The sequence below is a fragment of the Paraburkholderia sp. genome, from assembly GCF_035948235.1.
Taxonomy (GTDB): domain Bacteria; phylum Pseudomonadota; class Gammaproteobacteria; order Burkholderiales; family Burkholderiaceae; genus Paraburkholderia.
In genome coordinates this window covers 1-18,439 of record NZ_DASZJJ010000098.1, presented here as the reverse complement: position 1 = coordinate 18,439, position 18,439 = coordinate 1, and the positions used below count along the sequence as shown (strand labels likewise).

Sequence of the window (18,439 nt, the reverse complement as noted above, 5' to 3'; positions counted from 1 at the left end):
ACAGCCTCGCGCACGAAGCGGAACTGATGCAGGTTCATATATAACCCCTTGGCATATCAACCTGATTTTTAGATCGTTTGAAATATAAGGCGAGTTTATTACCATTTCCCCAACTTTTCCAATATGGATATCTGTTTTGGTCATTAGCAAATGACCGGCGATTTGAAGGCGCCGTGTCAGGCAGACCAGAACTGGCCAAGTCGAAGTCGGAGAACGTGGCGTAACCGGAACGCCGCGATTGATACAACCCTGGGGTCCCCGAATGTACCAATACGATCAGTACGACCAGACCATCGTCGACGAGCGCGTCGCGCAATACAGCGACCAGGTCCGCCGCCGCCTGTCGGGCGAATTGAGCGAAGAAGAATTCCGTCCGCTGCGTCTGCAGAACGGCCTGTACTACCAGCGTCACGCCTACATGCTTCGCGTCGCGATTCCGTACGGCAATCTGCGTAGCGATCAACTGCGCATGCTCGGCCAGATCGCGCGCGAGCACGACCGCGAGTACGGCCACTTCTCGACGCGCTCGAACATCCAGTACAACTGGATCAAGCTCGAAGAAACGCCTGAAATCCTCGCCAAGCTCGCGTCCGTCCAGATGCACGGCATCCAGACGTCGGGCAACTGCATCCGCAACATTACCGCCGACCAGTTCGCGGGCGTGACGCCCGACGAAGTCGTCGATCCGCGCCCGTGGGCCGAGATCATGCGTCAATGGTCGACGTTCCACCCCGAATTCGCGTGGCTGCCGCGCAAGTTCAAGATCGCTGTCTCGGGTTCGAAGGAAGACCGCGCCGCCGTGCAGATCCACGATCTGGGCGTCTACCTCGAGCGCAACGAACAGGGCGAAGTGGTTGCCAGCATCCTCGCGGGTGGCGGTCTGGGCCGCACGCCGATCATCGGCGCGATCATCAAGCGCAACCTGCCGTGGCAGCATCTGCTGACCTACTGCGAAGCCGTGCTGCGCGTGTACAACCGCTACGGCCGCCGCGACAACCTCTACAAGGCGCGCATCAAGATTCTCGTGAAGGCGCTCTCGCCCGAGAAGTTCGCGCAGCAAGTGGAAGAGGAGTGGCAGCACCTGAAGGACGGTCCTTCGACGCTCACGCAGGCCGAAGTCGAGCGCGTCTCGCAGTATTTCGTGCCGCCGGCCTACGAAAAGCTCGCCGATACCGACACGTCGTTCGAAAAGCATCTGCTGGAAAGCCGCGCCTTCGCGCGCTGGGTCGAGCGTAATACGCGCCCGCACCGTGTGCCGGGTTATACGTCGGTCACCGTCTCGCTCAAGCCGCGCAACATCGCGCCGGGCGACGCCACCGACAAGCAGATGGAAGCCGTGGCCGACTGGGCCGAGGAATACTCGTTCGGCCAGATCCGCGTCTCGCACGAGCAGAACCTGATTCTCGCGGATGTGAAGAAGCGCGACCTGTTCGCGCTGTGGGAAAAGGCGAAGGAACAGGGCTTCGCGACCGCGAACATCGGTCTGTTGACCGACATCATCGCGTGTCCGGGCGGCGACTTCTGCTCGCTCGCGAATGCGAAGTCGATCCCTATCGCGCTGGCGATCCAGGAGCGTTTCGAGAACCTCGATTTCGTCTACGACCTGGGTGACCTGTCGTTCAACATCTCGGGCTGCATGAACTCGTGCGGTCACCATCACGTCGGCAACATCGGCGTGCTGGGCGTGGATAAGGACGGTTCGGAGTGGTACCAGGTGTCGCTCGGCGGCGAGCAGGGCAATGGCGCCAATGGCGCGCGCCTTGGCCGCGTGATCGGCCCGTCGTTCTCGGCGGAAGAGATGCCCGACGTGGTGCAGAAGGTGATCGACACGTTTGTCGAACACCGCATCGACGGCGAGCGTTTCATCGACACGTACGACCGCATCGGCATGGCCCCGTTCAAGGAGCGCGTGTACGCATCGCGCCAGCCGGCCCACGCCTGATCCGCAGTCAACGAGATACGAGAGTTAAGCAATGGCATTGATCATCAAGAACCGCGAGATCGTTGAAGACAACTGGCAGGTCGTGCGCGCAGCTGAAGACGGCGTGCTGCCGGATGTGGCCGCGCTGCCCGACGGCAAGGTGCTGGTTCCGTTCGCGTACTTCCAGGCCAACCGCGAGGCGCTGGTCGCCGCACGCGGCAAGGACGAACTGGGCGTGTGGCTCGCGCCGGACAGCGAACCGGCCGACGTGGTCGCCGAGTTCGACAAGATCGCGCTGATCGGCGTGGATTTCCCGGTGTTCCGCGATGGCCGCGGCTATTCGATCGCGCGTCTGCTGCGCGAGCGCTATGGCTACAAGGGCGAAATCCGCGCGATCGGCGACGTGCTGCGCGACCAGCTGCGCTTCTACGAGCGTTGCGGTTTTGACGCGTACGCACTGCGCGCCGACAAGGACATCAACGACGCACTGAAGGCGTTCACCGAGTTCACGGTGCAATACCAGGGCGCGTTCGACGAGCCGTCGCCGCTGTTCCGCCGCAAGGAAGGGCAACGAGGCGTCGCAGCATGAGTGCCGACGTTTCCACGCCAGCCAGCGAAGTCAGTGCTGAAGTGTCGACGCAACTGCAAGCGAAGATCGAGCGCCTGGATGCGCTGCTCGATTCGATCGCCGCGCGTCACGCCGACGTCAAGCTAGCCAGCAGCCTCGCCGCCGAAGACATGCTGATCACCCACGCGATCCTTTCGCGCGGTGTGAAGATCGGCATCTTCTCGCTGAACACGGGCCGCCTGCACGCGGAAACCGTGGGCATGATCGACACGGTGCGCGCGCGCTACGGCTACGAGATCGAGCAGTTTCATCCGCAACCGGACGCGATCGACGAATACGTCACGCAGCACGGCCTGAATGCGTTCTATGAGAGCGTCGATCTGCGCAAGCGCTGCTGCGAGATCCGCAAGGTCGAGCCGCTCAATCGCGCGCTGTCGGGCGTGTCGGCGTGGGTCACGGGCCAGCGCCGCGAGCAGTCGGTCACGCGTGCGGAGCTGCATGAAGAAGAACGCGACGAAGCCCGCAACATCGACAAGTTCAACCCGCTCGCGGACTGGACCGAAGCCGATGTCTGGACCTATCTGCGCGCCTTCGACGTGCCGGTGAATCCGCTGCATGCACGCGGTTATCCGAGCATCGGTTGCGAGCCCTGTACGCGTGCGATCCGTCCCGGCGAAGACAGCCGTGCGGGCCGCTGGTGGTGGGAATCGCGCGACACCAAGGAATGCGGACTGCACATCACGTCGGTCTCCGCGATTCCGGTGGTCGAAGCGGCCGCGGACGTTTCGCCGCTGGTTTCCCCGATCAGTCGCGCAAGCTAAGATTGAAGTTTTCGCGCCGTTTTCAGCGTTGTAGCGAACGGCGGCGAAAGTCGAATACAGAGTAACGCGTTCCCGAATTTTCCCGAATCTCCGGAACGGGACGCGATCAGACGAAGGATCCGAACATGAGCACGACGCTCGACTCCGCAGTGAATGCGCCGCTTCAGGTCACGGCGAACCGCATGGACCATCTCGACTGGCTCGAAGCCGAGTCGATCCACATCCTGCGCGAACTCGTTGCCGAGTGCAGCAAGCCCGCGCTGCTGTTCTCGGGCGGCAAGGATTCGGTGGTCGTGCTCGCGCTCGCACTGAAGGCGTTTGGTCTGGGTGCGAACCGCAAGACCTCGCTGCCGTTCCCGCTCGTGCACATCGACACGGGTCATAACTACGAAGAAGTGATCGACTTCCGCGATCGCCGCGCAGCCGAAATCGGCGCGGAACTCGTGGTCGGTCACGTCGAAGATTCGATCAAGAAGGGCACGGTGCGCCTGCGCCGCGAAACCGATTCGCGTAATGCCGCGCAAGCGGTGACGCTGCTCGAAACCATCGAGCAATACGGCTACACGGCGATGATCGGCGGTGCGCGCCGCGACGAAGAGAAGGCCCGCGCGAAGGAGCGCATCTTCTCGTTCCGCGACGAATTCGGCCAGTGGGATCCGAAGGCGCAGCGCCCGGAACTGTGGAGCATCTACAACGCGCGTCTGCACAATGGCGAGCACCTGCGCGTGTTCCCGATCTCGAACTGGACCGAACTGGACGTGTGGCAGTACATCGAGCGCGAAAAGCTCGAACTGCCGTCGATCTACTACGCGCACCAGCGCGAGATCGTGCGCCGCAACGGCCTGCTGGTGCCGGTCACGCCGCTCACGCCGATGAAGGAAGGCGAAGTCAGCGAAATGGCTCAGGTGCGATTCCGTACCGTGGGCGACATCAGCTGCACCTGCCCGGTGGCGAGCGATGCCGACAACATCGAGAAGATCATCGCAGAGACCGCCGTGACGGAAATCACGGAACGCGGCGCCACGCGGATGGACGACCAGGCGTCGGAAGCCGCGATGGAACAGCGCAAGAAGCAAGGTTATTTCTAAAAGCACGCAGAGGAAGAATTGAACATGGTTACGACGCATCAACCTGAAGACCTCGGCGTGCTGCGCTTCATCACGGCGGGCAGCGTAGACGACGGCAAGAGCACGCTGATCGGCCGCCTGCTGTACGACAGCAAGGCTGTTTTGAGCGATCAGCTTTCGGCGCTCTCGCGTGCGAAGAACAAGCGCACCGTCGGCGACGAAATCGACCTGTCGCTGCTCACGGACGGCCTGGAAGCCGAGCGCGAGCAGGGCATCACGATCGACGTGGCGTACCGCTACTTCGCCACGGCCAAGCGCAAGTTCATCATCGCCGATACCCCGGGCCACGAGCAGTACACGCGCAACATGGTCACGGGCGCGTCCACCGCGCACGCCGCGATCATCCTGATCGACCCGACGCGTGTGACGGTCGAAGACGGCGTGACGCAACTGCTGCCGCAAACCAAGCGCCATAGCGCCATCGTCAAGCTGCTCGGTCTGCAACACGTGATCGTTGCGATCAACAAGATGGATCTGGTCGATTACAGCGAAGCGACGTTCAACCTGATCCGCGAAGCCTATGTCGCGCTCGCGCGCCAGCTTGGCCTTGCCAACGTGCGTTTCGTGCCGGTGTCGGCGCTCAAGGGCGACAACATCGTGACGCTGAGCGAGCGCATGCCGTGGTATGCAGGCGAGCCGCTGCTCGATCTGCTCGAAGGTCTGCCGGTTGCGCAGCCGACGGGTGAAGCGCTGCGCTTCCCGGTGCAGTGGGTCGCGCGCCAGGACGGTTCGAGCGCAGACGACTTCCGCGGCTACATGGGCCGTGTCGAAGCGGGCGAAGTGAAGCTCGGCGACGCCATCACGGTGCTGCCCGCAGGCCGCGCCGCGACGGTTGCGGAAATCATCGCGCCGGTGCCGGGCGGCACGGCGCAGGTTGATCGCGCCTTCGCGGGCCAGACCGTGACGATTCGCCTGGCAGAAGATGTCGACGTTTCGCGCGGCGACACCTTCGTGCCGGCCGGCGACGCCACGCAACCGGCAAAGAAGCTGGAAGCCGACCTCTGCTGGTTCGACGAAGAGCCGCTTTCGACGGCGCGCAAGTACCTGCTCAAGCAAACCACCAGCACGGTGTTCGCGAAGATCGGCGCGATCAAGGAAGTGCTCGACGTGCATACGCTGTCGCACGCCGTGGACCGCCAGGAACTCGCCATGAACGATATCGGCCGCGTGGCGCTCACGCTGCAAAAGCCTTTGGTCGCGGACCTGTATGATGCACATCCCGGCACCGGCGCGTTCGTTCTCATCGACGAGGCGACGCATCACACGGTGGCTGCGGGCATGATTCGCGCGCTGACGGCTTAAGGCCGGACGCAAGAGCGCAGGCTCGCTCCGGTCGATACAGGGTTGGAAAATATGGGCAAGGTTTATCTGATCGGCGCCGGACCGGGCGCCGCGGATCTCATCACCGTACGCGGCGCGCGCCTGCTGGGTCAGGCGCAGGTCGTGCTGCACGACGCGCTGGTCGAGCCGGCGATGCTCGACTACGCGCCGGCGGATGCGAAGTTCATCGCGGTCGGCAAGCGTTGCGGGCAGCGCTCGACGGCGCAGCAGTTCATCAACAAGCAACTGGTGGATGCGGCGCGCGAGCATGACATCGTCGTGCGTCTGAAGGGTGGCGATCCGATGCTGTTCGGCCGCGCCGACGAGGAAATGCGCGCGCTCGAAGCCGCGGGCATCGAATTCGAAGTCGTGCCGGGCATCACGGCGGCGCTCGCCAGCGCCGCTACGCTGAAACGCTCGCTCACACTGCGCGGGGTGTCGCGCAGCGTGGCGCTCGCGACGTATTCGCGCGCGGCGGGCAGCGATGAGATCCGCGAACACGTGAATGCGGATTCGCTGGTGTTCTACATGGGCCGCGACAGCGCGCCCGATATCGCGCAACAGCTGATCGACGCGGGCCGTCCGGGCGCGACGCCGGTGGCGATCGTCGAAGCCTGCAGCACGGCACGCGAGCGCATGCTCACTTTGACGCTGGCGGGTCTGGCGGCCGGCGACGCGCAGGACTGGCTCGACGCGGCGCAGCCTAGCCTGCTCATGATCGGCGAGGCATTTGCCGAGCGGGCAGGGCAGCAGGCGGATCAGGCCGACGAACGTCTGGCCGCCGCTTAAGGATCAAGACGGGGGTTGTGCCACAAGAAAGCAGAAGGGCCGCTGAAAAGCGGCCCTTCTTGCGTTTACGTCGATGCGTTTCAGGCGTCGTGAGTGAGGCAGTACTGCACGATCGCGTCGAGCACGCCGTCGTCCTCGCCCACGGCCGTCGCGCAATTGAGCTTCACGTCCGGATGCGCATCCTGGCACTGCGCGATGAGCGCGGGCAGATCGCGGCGGATATGGCCGCCCTGGCCGAAGAACACCGGCACCACGGTGATCGTGGTGCAACCCTGCGCGATTTGTGCGTCGATGGCGTCAGGCAGGCCCGGCGTCATGAGTTCAAGAAACGCCAGATCGACCGGGCCGCCATGACCGCGCGCAGCGGCGAGCTTGGCCGCCAGACGCGTGAACGGCTCTTTCCAGCGCGCATCGCGCGCGCCGTGGCCGAACAGGATCATGCCATGCTTGCTGGCGGTAACCATCGTCGCGACTCCAGTCAACGGCGCTGACCCGAGGTCAGTGCCTGTCCACCCACTTCAGCCCCAGCAACCCTAGCGCCAGATAGATCAACGCGGGTGTTGCCGCCGTGAGTGGCGCGGGCCAGGTATTCAGATTGCCGATGTGCGAGAACAGCGTGTTGACGAGCTGGAAGCTCATGCCCAGCATGATCCCGCCGAACACCTTCACGCCCACCACGCCCGCGCGCGTATGCAGATACGCGAACGGCAGCGACAGCACCAGCATCACGAACACCGCGAATGGGTAGAGCAGCTTGCGCCAGAAGGCGATTTCATAACGCTGCGTGTCCTGATGGTTTTCCTGCAAATGCTGGATGTAGCGGAACAGGTTGAACATCGACATGCGATCCGGCGACACCAGCAGCACCGAAAGAATCTGCGGCGTGAGTTCCGAGCGCAGCGAATACTCGGGCGTCGAAGTTTGCGTGGCGCGATAGATCGGCGCGAGCGCGTCGGTCGGCTGGTTCTGCGGCGGCGGCACGCTGATCAGTTCGGTGTCCGTCACGTCCTTGAGCAGCCAGTGGCCCGGCGGCTGGAACTTGCCGCTCTTTGCCACACGCACGTTCGAAAGACGGAACTGCGAATCGAATTCGTAGATGCGCACGTTCGTGATGGTCGCGTCCGGCTGAAGTTCGCCCACGTTGACGAAGCGCGTGGCCTGCTCGCCGTCGGCGCGCTTGGTAAGCGTGTCCTTGACCCAGACGCCCGACTTGAAGTCCGTCGATACGGCCGAGCCGAGCGCTTCCAGACGCACCTTTTCGGAAAGCTGATCGGTGTACGGACCGACCACTTCGCCGATCAGATAGGTGAGCAGCACGAGCGGAATGCCGATCTTGAGCAGCGAGCGCAGCGCCTGGCCAGTCGCCAGACCCGAGACGCGGAAGATCGTGAATTCGGAGCTCGCGGCCATCTGCGCGAACACGTAGATCGCGGCAATGAGCGCGGCGACCGGAATGATTTCATAGAGCCGCGACGGCGACTGCAGCCCCACGCGCAGCACCGCGTAGATGAACTTGTAGTTGCCGTGGCCGACCGAATTCAGCTCGTTGATCAGGTCAAAGAAGAAGAACAGGCCGGAGAAGGCGAAAAGAATAAAGATGAACGTCAGATAGACCTGACGCGCAAAGTATTTCTCGTAAATGCGCATCGGTCAGTTCCCCTGCGACGCGCGGCCGAAGGTCGCGCGGGTAAAGAGCGGCCGGTTGCGCACACGCAGCCAGAAAATAAAGGCAACGAGCGCAAGCACCACGATATGCAGGACCACGAGGCCGAAGCCGAACGACATTTTCCCTTGCTCGATCTGCGATTGCACCACGTTGAGCAGGTTCGAATAGGTGAGGTAGATCAGCACGGCCATCACGAGGTTGATGGTGCGGCTGCGGCGCGGATTCTGGTACGCCAGCGGGATCGCCAGCAGCATCAGATTGATCGCAATGAGCGGCAGACCCATGCGCCAGGCGAATTCGCCCAGATTGTCATTGGTCGGGTTGCGCAGCAGATCCGGCGTCGAGGTCGTGCTCGCCGTAGGCGTATTGACCACCGGCTGGCTCTGGATCTTCACGCCGTAGCGCTGGAATTCGGAGATGCGGAAGTCGGGGTGCCCCGGCTCGCCATCGTAGCGGCGGCCGTTCTCCAGCACGATGAAGCGATCGCCGTTTTTGGTGGTTTCCGTGTGGCCGGTCTTGGAGACGATCACGTTGACCTTGCCGTTCTCCGTGCTCGTGACGAACACGTTCTCCACGCGCCCCTGGTCGGGACTCATGCTTTCGATGAAGAACACGCGGTGCGTGGTGGGCGATTCGCGGAACTGGCCGGGCGCGAGCAGCGACACTTCATCGCGCTGCTGGAAGCGCGCGCGGATCAGCTTGCTCTGCGCGTTCGACCACGGCCAGCCGATGAAGGCGAAGAACACGATCAAGAGGATGATCGGCGTGGAGAACACGGCGATCGGCTTGATCAGGCGCGTCAGGCTCACCCCGGAGGCGAGCCACACGACCATTTCGGAATCCTTGTACCAGCGCGTGAGCACGAACAGGATCGACACGAAAAGCGTGACGATGAGCATCACGGCGAGATAGCCGATCACGGTCAGGCCGATCAGGACCAGCACGTCGCGCGGGTCGATCTGGCCCGATGCGGCAAAGCCGACGATGCGGATCATCATCGTCGTGAGCATGATCGTGAGCAGAACCATGAACACGGCGCCGGCCGTGTACGCGAGTTCGCGCTGCAGGGAACGTTCGAAGATCATTCTAGATGGGCAGGGCGGGCGGCCTGCGCCGGGCGCCGCGCAGCTTGCGCTACCACCCAGGAGCCGCCGCGGGAAAAATAGCGGATAATTGCGGCTTTCATCCTAAGCCCTGATTTTATCCGAGGACAAGCGCGATGGACTTTAGCATAAAAGCCTGTGATTGGAGCAAAGGCGGGGAAGGCCCCTTCCTGACCGGCAAGTCGGATTGCGTCGTGGTCGGTGTCTTCGAAGCACAGACTCTCTCCGGCCCGGCATTCGTGATCGATAGCGCCCTCGGCGGCACGATTGCCCGCGTCGTCAAGGCTGGCGACATGGACGGCAAGCCCGGTTCGACCTTGTTCCTGCCGGAAGTCACCGGTATCGGCGCCTCGCGGGTGCTGCTGGTGGGCCTCGGCAAGCAGGATGCATTCGGCCAGAAGGCCTACGGCGAAGCCGTCCGGGCCGCCTGGCGCGCGATTCTCGGCACGCGCATCGCGCAGGTGACCTTCTCGCTCGCGCAACTGCCCATCAAGGAACGCAACGGCGAATGGGGCGTACGCGCCGCGATCCTCGCGCTGCGCAACGAGACCTACCGCTTCACGCAGATGAAGAGCAAGCCCGACGTGGCCCAGCGCGCGCTCAAGCGCGTCGTCTTCAGCGTGGACGCAGCCGAAGAAAAAGCCGCCAAGGTCGCCGCCAAGCAGGCTGTGGCGCTGGCCAACGGCATGGACCTCACGCGCGACCTCGGCAATCTGCCGGGCAACGTCTGCACGCCCACGTATCTGGCGGCCACGGCCAAGAAGCTCGCGCGCGACTGGAAGCTCAAGGCCGAAGTGCTGGGCGAGCGCCAGATCGAAGCGCTCAAGATGGGCTCGTTTCTTTCTGTAACAAAAGGTTCGGTCGAGCCGCCGCAGTTCATCGTCCTGCACTACCAGGGCGCCAGCGCCAAGAGCGCGCCGATCGTGCTGGTCGGCAAGGGCATCACGTTCGACACGGGCGGCATCTCGCTCAAGCCCGGCGAGGGCATGGACGAGATGAAGTACGACATGTGCGGCGCGGGCTCGGTGCTGGGCACGATGCGTGCGGTGGCGGAAATGGGTCTGAAGCTCAACGTGATCGGCGTGATTCCGACCTGCGAGAACATGCCTGCCGGCAACGCCACGAAGCCTGGCGACATCGTCACGACGATGGCGGGTCTGACCGTCGAAGTCCTCAACACGGACGCCGAAGGCCGCCTGATCCTGTGCGACGCGCTTACCTATGTCGAGCGCTTCAAGCCGGCTGCCGTGATCGACATCGCTACGCTCACGGGCGCCTGTGTGATTGCCCTGGGCCATCACAACAGCGGCCTGTTCTCGAAGGACGACGCGCTCGCGGGCGAGTTGCTCGACGCCTCGCGAGAAGCCAACGACCCGGCCTGGCGCCTGCCGCTCGACGACGAGTATCAGGACCAGCTCAAGTCGAACTTTGCAGATATCGCCAATATCGGCGGGCGTCCGGGTGGCGCGGTGACGGCGGCGTGCTTCCTGTCGCGCTTCACCGAAGCGTATCCGTGGGCGCACCTCGACATCGCGGGCACGGCATGGAAGGGTGGCGCGGCCAAGGGCGCCACCGGCCGTCCGGTGCCGCTGCTGGCGCAGTTCCTCATCGACCGCGCTGCACAATGACGTTGAGAGTAGTCAAGGCAGGGAACGCAGCATGACGCGCATCGACTTCCACACCAACGTGGGCGATGCGCTGCAATACGCTTGCCGTCTGGTGCGCAAGGCGTATCTGGCCGACCAGCAGGTAGTGGTGCTGGCCGAGCCTGCGCGCCTGCGCACCTTCGACGAGCTGCTGTGGACGTTCTCGCCGCTCGAGTTCGTGCCGCATTGCATGGCCGACAGCGCGCTCGCCGCGCAAACGCCCATCGTGCTGGCCGCCGATCTCGAGCGTGCGCCGCATCATCGCGTGCTGCTCAACCTGGGCGCGGCGGTGCCGCAGCAGTTCGCGCGCTTCGAGCGCCTGCTGGAAGTGATCGGCAATGCGCCCGAAGAGCTGGCGTCGGGCCGCGAGCGCTACCGGTTCTATCGCGACCGCGGCTATACGCTGAACAACTACAAGCAGGGCGGTTGAGCGCCTTTGGCGTGTGATCGTGCTGCCCGGCTTGATGATTTGCCTGATCGATATCCGAAGGAGGTGATCGTGTCCGACCTGCATGAGATCGAAGAGGCGCCGATCCCGCTTTTGAACGACGTGCTCGTGGCGGGCAATCTGCTGCGGGCGCGCTCGCCGTTCGAGCGCGCGCCTGTGCCCGAAGCCGCGAACCTGCCCGACGATGCGCCGGAGCCCGTGGGCACGCCCGCATCGGCCGAGACGATGGCCGCCGTGCACGCCGTGCCGGAGCCATCTCTTGCGCATGAGGCCGTAGCCGCACCGGTTCCCGCGTCCACACCTGAAGACACATACGCCCTCTACGCCCATGACGCCGACGCGCTAGTCGAGCGTCTGCGTGGGCGCGCCCTGAGCTGGCTGACCGGCGAAGGGCGCGGCGTGATCGAGCAGCGCTGCAGCGCCGCGATGCAGGAGCATTCGCACTGGATCGTGGGGCAGGTGTCCCGCGAGATCGGCCTTGCGCTCGAAACCGAGCTTAAAGGCTGGGTCAAGGCCGCGGTGCGCGAGGAACTGGCTGCGCGCGCGACGCATGGCACTGCGCCTGGCGCGTAAGTGCGCGACCTGCTGATTCAGGATATCCCGGTCATCTAAACCGTCGATCGCGCGCCGGACTTTCCCGGCGCGATCGACGCGTCTTGTCACTTCAGCGTGAGAATCCAGCTTGCGAGCATGGCCGCCTGGCCCGGGCTCAACTGCGTGTTAGCGGGCATAGGCACCATGCCCCACACGCCCGCGCTGCCTTCCATGATCTTGTGCGCGAGGTAGGCCTGCGCTTCGGGTTTGGCCGCGTACTTCGACGCGACGTCGCGTAGTGCCGGGCCCATGAAGGTGCGCGTCACGGAATGGCAACTCATGCAGTTCTGCTGTTGCGCGAGTGCAAGGCCGCTCGGCGCGCTGCCCGGACCGGTCTGCGCCTCGGCAGCCGGGGCCGCCAGGGTGCAGATCAATGCGATCGCAGCAAGGGTGAATGCCAGCGGGGCGGCCGGCGTCGCTGTCTTGTTGTTCGCTTGCGACTTCAGTTTCATGCTGGTCTCCGCCAGCGTGGTCGCCGGCTGTGTCGTCGCATTATAGGAGCAAAGGGCGCGCGCTCTGACAGCACGCCCCGCGCCTCTGTGCGCAAGACACCGCCCGCGATCACTTACCCCGTCACCGCGCCCTTGTTAGCGGGTCGCGCGAGCGCTGCGAACTTCGCCATCACGCCGCGCGTGTAACGCGGCGCGGGCTGTTTCCACGCGGCGCGGCGGCGCGCGAGTTCGGTGTCGTCCACGTTCAGTTGCAGCAGAAGCTGGTGCGCGTCGATCGTGATCGAGTCGCCTTCATGCACCAGCGCGATCGTGCCGCCTTCGAACGCTTCGGGTGCGACGTGCCCAACCACCATGCCCCACGTGCCGCCCGAGAAACGACCGTCGGTGATGAGCCCGACCGATTCGCCCAGCCCCTTGCCAATGATCGCCGAGGTGGGCGCGAGCATCTCCGGCATGCCGGGGCCGCCCTTCGGCCCGAGGTAGCGCAGCACGACGACGTCGCCCGCCTTGATCTTGTCGGCGAGGATCGCATCCATCGCGCTCTGCTCGTCGTCGAACACGCGCGCCGGGCCGGTGATGACGGGGTTCTTCAGGCCGGTGATCTTGGCGACCGCGCCGTCCACCGCGAGATTGCCCTTGAGAATCGCCAGATGGCCTTCCTTGTAGAGCGCCTGGTCGATCGGATAGATCACCTTCTGGTCGGCGCGCGGCTTCGAGGGCACGTCCTTGAGTTCTTCGGCGATGGTGCGGCCGGTGATGGTCATGCAGTCGCCGTGCAGCAGGCCCGCGTCGAGCAGCAACTTGAGCACCTGCGGAATGCCGCCGGCCGCGTGCAGATCGGTCGCGACGTAGTGCCCCGAAGGCTTGAGATCGCAGATCACCGGCACTTTCTTGCGCATGCGCTCGAAGTCGTCGATGCTCCATTCGATTTCGGCGGCGTGCGCGATCGCCAGATAGTGCAGCACGGCATTGGTCGAGCCGCCCGTCGCCATGATGAGCGCCACGGCGTTCTCGATCGACTGCTTCGTGATGATGTCGCGCGGCTTGAGGTCCTTCTTGACCGCCTCGACCAGCACGCGCGCCGATTCGGCCGCCGAACCCACTTTCTCCTGATCGGGGTTGGCCATTGTCGACGAGTACAGCAGCGACATGCCCAGCGCCTCGAACGACGAGCTCATCGTGTTGGCCGTGTACATGCCGCCACACGAGCCCGTCGACGGACAGGCATTTTTCTCGACCCCTTCGAAATCTTCTTCGCTCATGCGCCCAGCGGTGAATTCGCCCACCGCCTCGAACGCCGAAACAATGGTCAGGTCCTGCCCCTTCCAGTGCCCCGGGCGGATCGTGCCGCCGTACACGTAGATGCCCGGCACGTTGATGCGCGCCAGCGCGATCATGCCGCCTGGCATGTTCTTGTCGCAGCCGCCGATCACCACCACGCCGTCCATCCATTGCCCCTGCACGCAGGTCTCGATGCAGTCGGCGATCACTTCGCGCGAGACCAGCGAGTACTTCATGCCCTCGGTGCCCATCGACATGCCGTCGGAGATGGTCGGCGTACCGAAGGTCTGCGGGTTGGCGTCGGCGCCCTTGACGGCGGCCACGGCCGCATCGGCCAGCCGCTGCAGGCCCGCGTTGCACGGCGTGATGGTCGAATGGCCGTTGGCGATGCCGATCATCGGCTTGTCGAAGTCGGCCTTCTCGTAGCCGAGCGCGTAATACATCGAGCGGTTCGGCGAGCGCGCGACGCCTTGCGTGATGTGCTTCGAACGACGGTTGTAGGACATGGGGACGCTCCGTTGGGCTGTGTCTTTTTGAGCCGGCAGGGAGGAGTTATCGACGATGCGCCGGCATGTCGAAACAGAATGGTATTTCGCGAGCGCAATGTCCAATATATTATTCGTGGCTTATTGAGTCGTAAAAAGAATCAATCGACGCTATGAGCAACACGATTCCCGACCTGCGCCAGTTGCGCTACTTCGTGGCCGTGGCCGAGGAGCAGCACTTCGGCCGCGCCGCCGCGCGCCTGTCGATGACACAGCCGCCGCTGTCGCAGGCGATCCGCGCGCTGGAGGAGACGCTCGGCGTCGAGCTGTTCGCGCGCACGCGCCGCTCGGTCGAGCTGACCGCCGTGGGCGCCGATCTGCTGCCCGAGGTCCGGCGTCTGCTCGCGGCCGCCGAAGCCTTGCGCCCGCTCGCGCAAAGCCTCGCGCGCGGCGAGGCCGGCGTGCTGGCGCTGGCCTTCGTGTCGACCGCCGATTACGGCCTGCTGCCCGCGCTGCTGCGCGAATTCGGCGCGCGTTATCCGCGCGTGCGCCTGCAACTGACCGAGGCGACCAGCGACGTGCAGGTCGAGGAACTGGTGGCAGGCCGTATCGACGCGGGTCTCGTGATTGCGCCGCTGCCGCCGCGTCACGCCGCGCAACTGGCGTATCTGCGCGTGGCGCGCGAGCCGCTGGTGATTGCCATGCCCACGACGCTGGCAGCGCGCACCGGCAGTCCAACGACAGACGGCTGGTGCGACACGCCCATGAGCCTGCGCGAAATTGCCGAAGCGCCGCTGGTGGTGTTTGCGCGCCATCTGGCCCCGGGCTTCTACGACACGATCATGGACTGCTACGGCGCGGCGGGGCTCGCGCCGCGCGTGGGGCAGGAGGCGATCCAGATGCAGACGATCGTGAGCCTCGTGTCGGCGGGGATGGGCGTCGCGCTCGTGCCGCAATCGCTGCGGCATCTGCGGCGCACGGGCGTGGTGTACCGGCCGCTTGCCGAGACCGCGCCGACGATCGAAACCGGCCTCGTCTGGCGCGCGGCGGAAGTCAGCCCGGTGCTGGCGGCGTTTATCGAAATCGTGCGTGCGCATGCCGCTTTCATATCCGGCCCCTAAAGTGTCCGGCCCGTCGTTGTCCACCGGAAAAGGTGCAAAATGGCTCGCCGCCGCTCGCGTCGGCGATAATGTCAGGCTTCGGCGTCGCCAGGTGCGGCGCATCCTGCAATCCGCTTTCAAAGCTCACCGCCGACAAGAACGCTTTCCACGATGCTCATTCACCCGAATTTCGACCCTGTCGCCATCCATCTGGGGCCGCTCGCCGTGCGCTGGTACGGCCTCATGTATCTCGTCGGTTTCATTCTCGCGATCGTGATTGGGCGTCTGCGCCTGCGTCTGCCGTTCGTGGCCGCGCAGGGCTGGACCGCCAAGGACATCGACGACATGCTGTTCTACGGCGTGCTCGGCACCATCCTGGGCGGGCGGCTCGGCTACGTGCTGTTCTATAAGGCGAGCTGGTACTTCGCGCATCCGCTCGACATCTTCAAGGTCTGGGAAGGCGGCATGTCGTTTCACGGCGGCTTCCTGGGCGTGACCTTCGCGATGGTGCTGTTCGCGTGGCAACGCGGGCGCACGTGGCTGCAGGTGACCGACTTCGTCGCGCCGATGGTGCCGACGGGTCTGGCCGCCGGCCGTCTGGGCAACTTCATCAACGGTGAACTGTGGGGCCGCGTGACCTCGCCCGATTCGCCGTGGGCGATGATGTTCCCCGGCGCGGCCAACGACGACGCCGCGTGGCTGCAATCGCATCCGGCGCTGGCGGCGAAGTGGCATCTGAACGAAGTGTTCGCGCAGTATCACCTGCTGCCGCGTCACCCGTCCGAGCTGTATGAAATCGCGCTCGAAGGCGTTGCGCTGTTCATCGTGCTGATCCTGTTCTCGCGCAAGCCGCGCCCGGTTGGCGCGATCTCGGCGATGTTCCTGATCGGGTATGGTCTTGCGCGCTTCACGGTGGAGTTCGCACGCGAACCCGACGACTTCCTTGGCCTGCTTGCGCTCGGTCTGTCGATGGGGCAGTGGCTCTCGCTGCCGATGATCATCGCGGGCGTGCTGATGATGATCTGGGCGTATCGCCGCGCGAAGCGCAATCCGGCTTCGCAGCCGGCGGTTAGCGCGAAGAGCTGAGCGTCGCTGAGCCGCGTTGAGCGCATGACGCGTCGCTTCACGCGATGAAGTGACGCGCACAAAAAAGCCACGGTTTTCCGTGGCTTTTTTCATGGTGCGGCGTGTGCGCGATGCGCGTTACTTCATCTGCACCGAACCCGACACATTGACCGTCACCGTCGACGTGCCGCCTTCGAGCGGCATGGGCGCCATCTTGGCGTCGGCGTTGGCGGCGCGTGCGCTCATCATCATCATCGGACGCGGTGCGATGCCGTTGTGGCCCACGTTCACGTCCCGAATCGAATAGCTGCTGTAACCGAAGGCTCGCGCAGCAGCCGATGCCTGTTCGCGGAACGAGGCGATCGCTTCGCCGGAGAGCTTCTGTTCGGCGGCGCGCTGCGCTTCGGGCGAGAGCGAGAACTGCACGTTGCCCACCTGCATCACCGACGAGATATCGCCCGCGAGTTTCGACGCTGCCGCGAAATCATGCGACTCGAGCACGACTTCCGTACGGCCGCGCCATGCGGAGATACGGCCGTCGCGATCGGTGGACGGATAGATCGAGAACTGGCCCGAACGCGCAGTTACGCCCGCGACGCCTTTGGCCTTTTGCAGCGCGACGTCCGCGCGTTGGTTCAGCGTGTTGGTGAGCGTGGCGGGGTCGCTCGCTTCCTGCTCGTAGAACAGCGTGATCGTGACGACGTCCTGCGGAACTTCGGCGCTTGCCTGCGAGGACAGCGAGAGCACGCCCGAGGGTTGATAGCGCGCTTCGCTCTGCGCGAACGCAGCGCGCGGCGCAAGCGTCATGGCGAGCGGAACTGCGGCGGCAAAAGCGGCAGCGAGCGTGACGGCGGTTGTTCTCTTCATTTTGGCTCCTTGCAGAACGGATTTCGCAAGCGGCCAGCACACGCACATCAACACCTGCGGATGCACGAACGCGTGCCGCGCGAGCGCATGATTGTGCGCAAGAACGGGAAGGCGTGTCGGCTGTGTGTGCAGAGGTGGAACGTGTGTGGCCGCGCGTGTTCTTTGAGCGATGCGACGCGCGCGCGGTTCCCGCTGCATGCAGCGCGCTTTGCAATCTTTGTAGATTGCGAAGCGCTGCTGTGCCAGATGAAGACGAACTGCGTTACCGCCTTACATGAGGCGTTTCGTGATGAAGTCCCACTCGGACTTCGTGACCGGCGTGATCGAAAGACGATTGCCTTTGGCGAGCACGCGCATCTCGGCGAGTTCGTCATGTTCGCGCAACGTGGCGAGCGGGATCAGCGCGGACTTCTTCTTGAACACCACGTCGACGAGCATCCAGCGCGGGCTTTCCTGCGTGGATTTCGCGTCGAAATAAGGGCTTTTCGGATCGAACTGCGTGGGGTCCGGATAAGGCGTCGACGACACCTGGGCAAGACCCGCAATGCCGGGTTCCGGGCAACTCGAATGGTAGAACAGCACGCCATCGCCGATCTGCATCGTGTCGCGCATGAAGTTGCGCGCCTGATAGTTACGCACGCCGGTCCACGGCAACGTGCGTTGCGGGGCGTTGGCGAGATCGTCGATGCTTGCTTCGTCGGGTTCGGACTTCATTAGCCAGTAGCGCATGAGTCGAAGAAGAACGTCGGAAGTGGGGGGAAGGGGGAGCCCCAATGGAAAACGGCATCGGACTCATGTCCGATGCCGTTCGAATAGGTCCCCGCCTTAGCCGCTAGGCCGGCATCCTGAACCGAGGGTTCAGAATTGGTCGCAGTTAGCAGCACTTCGGGTACATCAGACTAGTGACGCGCACACCCGTGCTACAAATTTCCGCAACCGTGCACATGGCATTGGTTCAAGGAATATATGACCTTGGCGAACCAGGCAGGGAAGCTGACTTAACCTGTTTCGAAACGTACTGTGTACGCTTCGATGAACAACATTCTAACGCATTATGCAGGGGCTTTTATAGCGCGGTGTGTCGAATTCTGTATTTCGGACACTACGCTTATTGCACACCGTACTGCTGTATCACTGCGCCAAGCTGTTCATTCATTTGGCGCATTGTACGACGGATTTCTTCGGC

General features: G+C 64.0%; 18 protein-coding genes, 1 other RNA gene and 1 pseudogene. 11 read left to right on the top strand and 9 right to left on the bottom strand.

Going from position 1 to position 18,439, the window contains the following annotated elements; genetic code table 11:
• Nucleotides 1–262: 262 nt before the first annotated feature.
• From VG320_RS08120 to cobA, 6 genes are all read left to right on the top strand, one after another.
• Nucleotides 263–1,942: a nitrite/sulfite reductase gene (locus VG320_RS08120; protein WP_327199608.1), complete on the top strand. Its 1,680-nt coding sequence runs from the start codon at nucleotides 263–265 to the stop codon at nucleotides 1,940–1,942.
• Between the two features lie 31 nt (nucleotides 1,943–1,973).
• Nucleotides 1,974–2,510 (top strand): DUF934 domain-containing protein, encoded by a 537-nt coding sequence (locus VG320_RS08115; protein WP_327199607.1) that lies wholly within the window; start codon nucleotides 1,974–1,976, stop codon nucleotides 2,508–2,510.
• Complete coding sequence (locus VG320_RS08110) at nucleotides 2,507–3,310, top strand: phosphoadenylyl-sulfate reductase (protein ID WP_327199606.1); 804 nt, start codon at nucleotides 2,507–2,509, stop codon at nucleotides 3,308–3,310. Before VG320_RS08115 ends, VG320_RS08110 begins: the two co-directional genes overlap by 4 nt.
• 125 nt (nucleotides 3,311–3,435) lie before the next feature.
• A complete protein-coding gene (gene cysD / locus VG320_RS08105) occupies nucleotides 3,436–4,398 on the top strand; it encodes a sulfate adenylyltransferase subunit CysD (protein WP_327199605.1) in 963 nt (320 codons plus the stop codon).
• Between the two features lie 24 nt (nucleotides 4,399–4,422).
• Nucleotides 4,423–5,739, top strand: a complete 1,317-nt coding sequence (locus VG320_RS08100; RefSeq protein ID WP_327199604.1) for a sulfate adenylyltransferase subunit 1 — start codon at nucleotides 4,423–4,425, stop codon at nucleotides 5,737–5,739.
• A gap of 51 nt (nucleotides 5,740–5,790) precedes the next feature.
• Complete coding sequence (gene cobA, locus VG320_RS08095) at nucleotides 5,791–6,546, top strand: uroporphyrinogen-III C-methyltransferase (RefSeq protein ID WP_327199603.1); 756 nt, start codon at nucleotides 5,791–5,793, stop codon at nucleotides 6,544–6,546.
• A gap of 80 nt (nucleotides 6,547–6,626) precedes the next feature.
• Here cobA and VG320_RS08090 read toward each other — a convergent pair whose 3' ends face one another.
• Genes VG320_RS08090 through lptF form a run of 3 tightly spaced genes read right to left on the bottom strand, consistent with a single transcriptional unit; the run spans nucleotide 6,627 to nucleotide 9,297 of the window.
• Nucleotides 6,627–7,010, bottom strand: a complete 384-nt coding sequence (locus VG320_RS08090) for a CbiX/SirB N-terminal domain-containing protein (RefSeq protein WP_327199602.1) — start codon at nucleotides 7,008–7,010, stop codon at nucleotides 6,627–6,629.
• Nucleotides 7,011–7,044: 34 nt separating this feature from the next.
• Nucleotides 7,045–8,193 carry an LPS export ABC transporter permease LptG gene (lptG, locus tag VG320_RS08085; protein WP_327199601.1) on the bottom strand — a complete coding sequence of 383 codons (1,149 nt, stop codon included), beginning with the start codon at nucleotides 8,191–8,193 and terminating at the stop codon, nucleotides 7,045–7,047.
• Nucleotides 8,194–8,196: 3 nt separating this feature from the next.
• The gene (lptF, locus tag VG320_RS08080) at nucleotides 8,197–9,297 is read right to left on the bottom strand and encodes an LPS export ABC transporter permease LptF (RefSeq protein ID WP_327199600.1); all 1,101 of its coding nucleotides are present in this window, start codon (nucleotides 9,295–9,297) and stop codon (nucleotides 8,197–8,199) included.
• A gap of 134 nt (nucleotides 9,298–9,431) precedes the next feature.
• Here lptF and VG320_RS08075 point away from each other — a divergent pair, with 134 nt between their 5' ends.
• From VG320_RS08075 to VG320_RS08065, 3 genes are all read left to right on the top strand, one after another.
• Nucleotides 9,432–10,943, top strand: coding sequence for a leucyl aminopeptidase (locus VG320_RS08075; RefSeq protein WP_327199599.1), 1,512 nt, complete (start codon nucleotides 9,432–9,434; stop codon nucleotides 10,941–10,943).
• 31 nt (nucleotides 10,944–10,974) lie between these two features.
• On the top strand, nucleotides 10,975–11,391 hold the full coding sequence (locus tag VG320_RS08070; RefSeq protein ID WP_327199598.1) for a DNA polymerase III subunit chi: 417 nt from the start codon (nucleotides 10,975–10,977) through the stop codon (nucleotides 11,389–11,391).
• A gap of 69 nt (nucleotides 11,392–11,460) precedes the next feature.
• Nucleotides 11,461–11,982: a DUF2486 family protein gene (locus VG320_RS08065; RefSeq protein WP_327199597.1), complete on the top strand. Its 522-nt coding sequence runs from the start codon at nucleotides 11,461–11,463 to the stop codon at nucleotides 11,980–11,982.
• An 86-nt stretch (nucleotides 11,983–12,068) separates the two neighbouring features.
• Here the strand turns inward: VG320_RS08065 and VG320_RS08060 are convergent, their stop codons facing one another.
• Together VG320_RS08060 and ilvD are read right to left on the bottom strand one after the other, a co-directional pair.
• Nucleotides 12,069–12,455 carry a c-type cytochrome gene (locus tag VG320_RS08060; RefSeq protein WP_327199596.1) on the bottom strand — a complete coding sequence of 129 codons (387 nt, stop codon included), beginning with the start codon at nucleotides 12,453–12,455 and terminating at the stop codon, nucleotides 12,069–12,071.
• Nucleotides 12,456–12,568: 113 nt separating this feature from the next.
• Nucleotides 12,569–14,242: a dihydroxy-acid dehydratase gene (ilvD, locus tag VG320_RS08055; RefSeq protein ID WP_327199595.1), complete on the bottom strand. Its 1,674-nt coding sequence runs from the start codon at nucleotides 14,240–14,242 to the stop codon at nucleotides 12,569–12,571.
• 152 nt (nucleotides 14,243–14,394) lie between these two features.
• Here ilvD and VG320_RS08050 point away from each other — a divergent pair, with 152 nt between their 5' ends.
• Both VG320_RS08050 and lgt read left to right on the top strand, forming a co-directional pair.
• Nucleotides 14,395–15,342, top strand: coding sequence for a LysR family transcriptional regulator (locus VG320_RS08050; protein ID WP_327199594.1), 948 nt, complete (start codon nucleotides 14,395–14,397; stop codon nucleotides 15,340–15,342).
• 150 nt (nucleotides 15,343–15,492) lie between these two features.
• Entirely contained in the window at nucleotides 15,493–16,407 is a 915-nt protein-coding gene (gene lgt, locus VG320_RS08045) for a prolipoprotein diacylglyceryl transferase (RefSeq protein ID WP_327199593.1), read from the top strand.
• Nucleotides 16,408–16,524: 117 nt separating this feature from the next.
• Here lgt and VG320_RS08040 read toward each other — a convergent pair whose 3' ends face one another.
• From VG320_RS08040 to VG320_RS08025, 4 genes and pseudogenes are all read right to left on the bottom strand, one after another.
• The gene (locus VG320_RS08040) at nucleotides 16,525–17,253 is read right to left on the bottom strand and encodes an SIMPL domain-containing protein (RefSeq protein ID WP_327199592.1); all 729 of its coding nucleotides are present in this window, start codon (nucleotides 17,251–17,253) and stop codon (nucleotides 16,525–16,527) included.
• 270 nt (nucleotides 17,254–17,523) lie between these two features.
• A complete protein-coding gene (locus tag VG320_RS08035) occupies nucleotides 17,524–17,982 on the bottom strand; it encodes an EVE domain-containing protein (RefSeq protein ID WP_327199591.1) in 459 nt (152 codons plus the stop codon).
• A gap of 84 nt (nucleotides 17,983–18,066) precedes the next feature.
• Nucleotides 18,067–18,247: non-coding RNA, 6S RNA (gene ssrS / locus VG320_RS08030), on the bottom strand.
• Between the two features lie 114 nt (nucleotides 18,248–18,361).
• Nucleotides 18,362–18,439: pseudogene (locus tag VG320_RS08025) on the bottom strand (cell division protein ZapA); the annotation flags it as partial.

Excerpts from the sequence above, each read along its gene's own strand:
- VG320_RS08120 (WP_327199608.1), top strand. The coding sequence starts at position 263 with ATGTACCAATACGATCAGTACGACCAGACCATCGTCGACGAGCGCGTC.
- VG320_RS08115 (WP_327199607.1), top strand. The coding sequence starts at position 1,974 with ATGGCATTGATCATCAAGAACCGCGAGATCGTTGAAGACAACTGGCAG.
- VG320_RS08110 (WP_327199606.1), top strand. The coding sequence starts at position 2,507 with ATGAGTGCCGACGTTTCCACGCCAGCCAGCGAAGTCAGTGCTGAAGTG.
- cysD (WP_327199605.1), top strand. The coding sequence starts at position 3,436 with ATGAGCACGACGCTCGACTCCGCAGTGAATGCGCCGCTTCAGGTCACG.
- VG320_RS08100 (WP_327199604.1), top strand. The coding sequence starts at position 4,423 with ATGGTTACGACGCATCAACCTGAAGACCTCGGCGTGCTGCGCTTCATC.
- cobA (WP_327199603.1), top strand. The coding sequence starts at position 5,791 with ATGGGCAAGGTTTATCTGATCGGCGCCGGACCGGGCGCCGCGGATCTC.
- VG320_RS08090 (WP_327199602.1), bottom strand. The coding sequence starts at position 7,010 with ATGGTTACCGCCAGCAAGCATGGCATGATCCTGTTCGGCCACGGCGCG.
- lptG (WP_327199601.1), bottom strand. The coding sequence starts at position 8,193 with ATGCGCATTTACGAGAAATACTTTGCGCGTCAGGTCTATCTGACGTTC.
- lptF (WP_327199600.1), bottom strand. The coding sequence starts at position 9,297 with ATGATCTTCGAACGTTCCCTGCAGCGCGAACTCGCGTACACGGCCGGC.
- VG320_RS08075 (WP_327199599.1), top strand. The coding sequence starts at position 9,432 with ATGGACTTTAGCATAAAAGCCTGTGATTGGAGCAAAGGCGGGGAAGGC.
- VG320_RS08070 (WP_327199598.1), top strand. The coding sequence starts at position 10,975 with ATGACGCGCATCGACTTCCACACCAACGTGGGCGATGCGCTGCAATAC.
- VG320_RS08060 (WP_327199596.1), bottom strand. The coding sequence starts at position 12,455 with ATGAAACTGAAGTCGCAAGCGAACAACAAGACAGCGACGCCGGCCGCC.
- ilvD (WP_327199595.1), bottom strand. The coding sequence starts at position 14,242 with ATGTCCTACAACCGTCGTTCGAAGCACATCACGCAAGGCGTCGCGCGC.
- VG320_RS08050 (WP_327199594.1), top strand. The coding sequence starts at position 14,395 with ATGAGCAACACGATTCCCGACCTGCGCCAGTTGCGCTACTTCGTGGCC.
- lgt (WP_327199593.1), top strand. The coding sequence starts at position 15,493 with ATGCTCATTCACCCGAATTTCGACCCTGTCGCCATCCATCTGGGGCCG.
- VG320_RS08040 (WP_327199592.1), bottom strand. The coding sequence starts at position 17,253 with ATGAAGAGAACAACCGCCGTCACGCTCGCTGCCGCTTTTGCCGCCGCA.
- VG320_RS08035 (WP_327199591.1), bottom strand. The coding sequence starts at position 17,982 with ATGCGCTACTGGCTAATGAAGTCCGAACCCGACGAAGCAAGCATCGAC.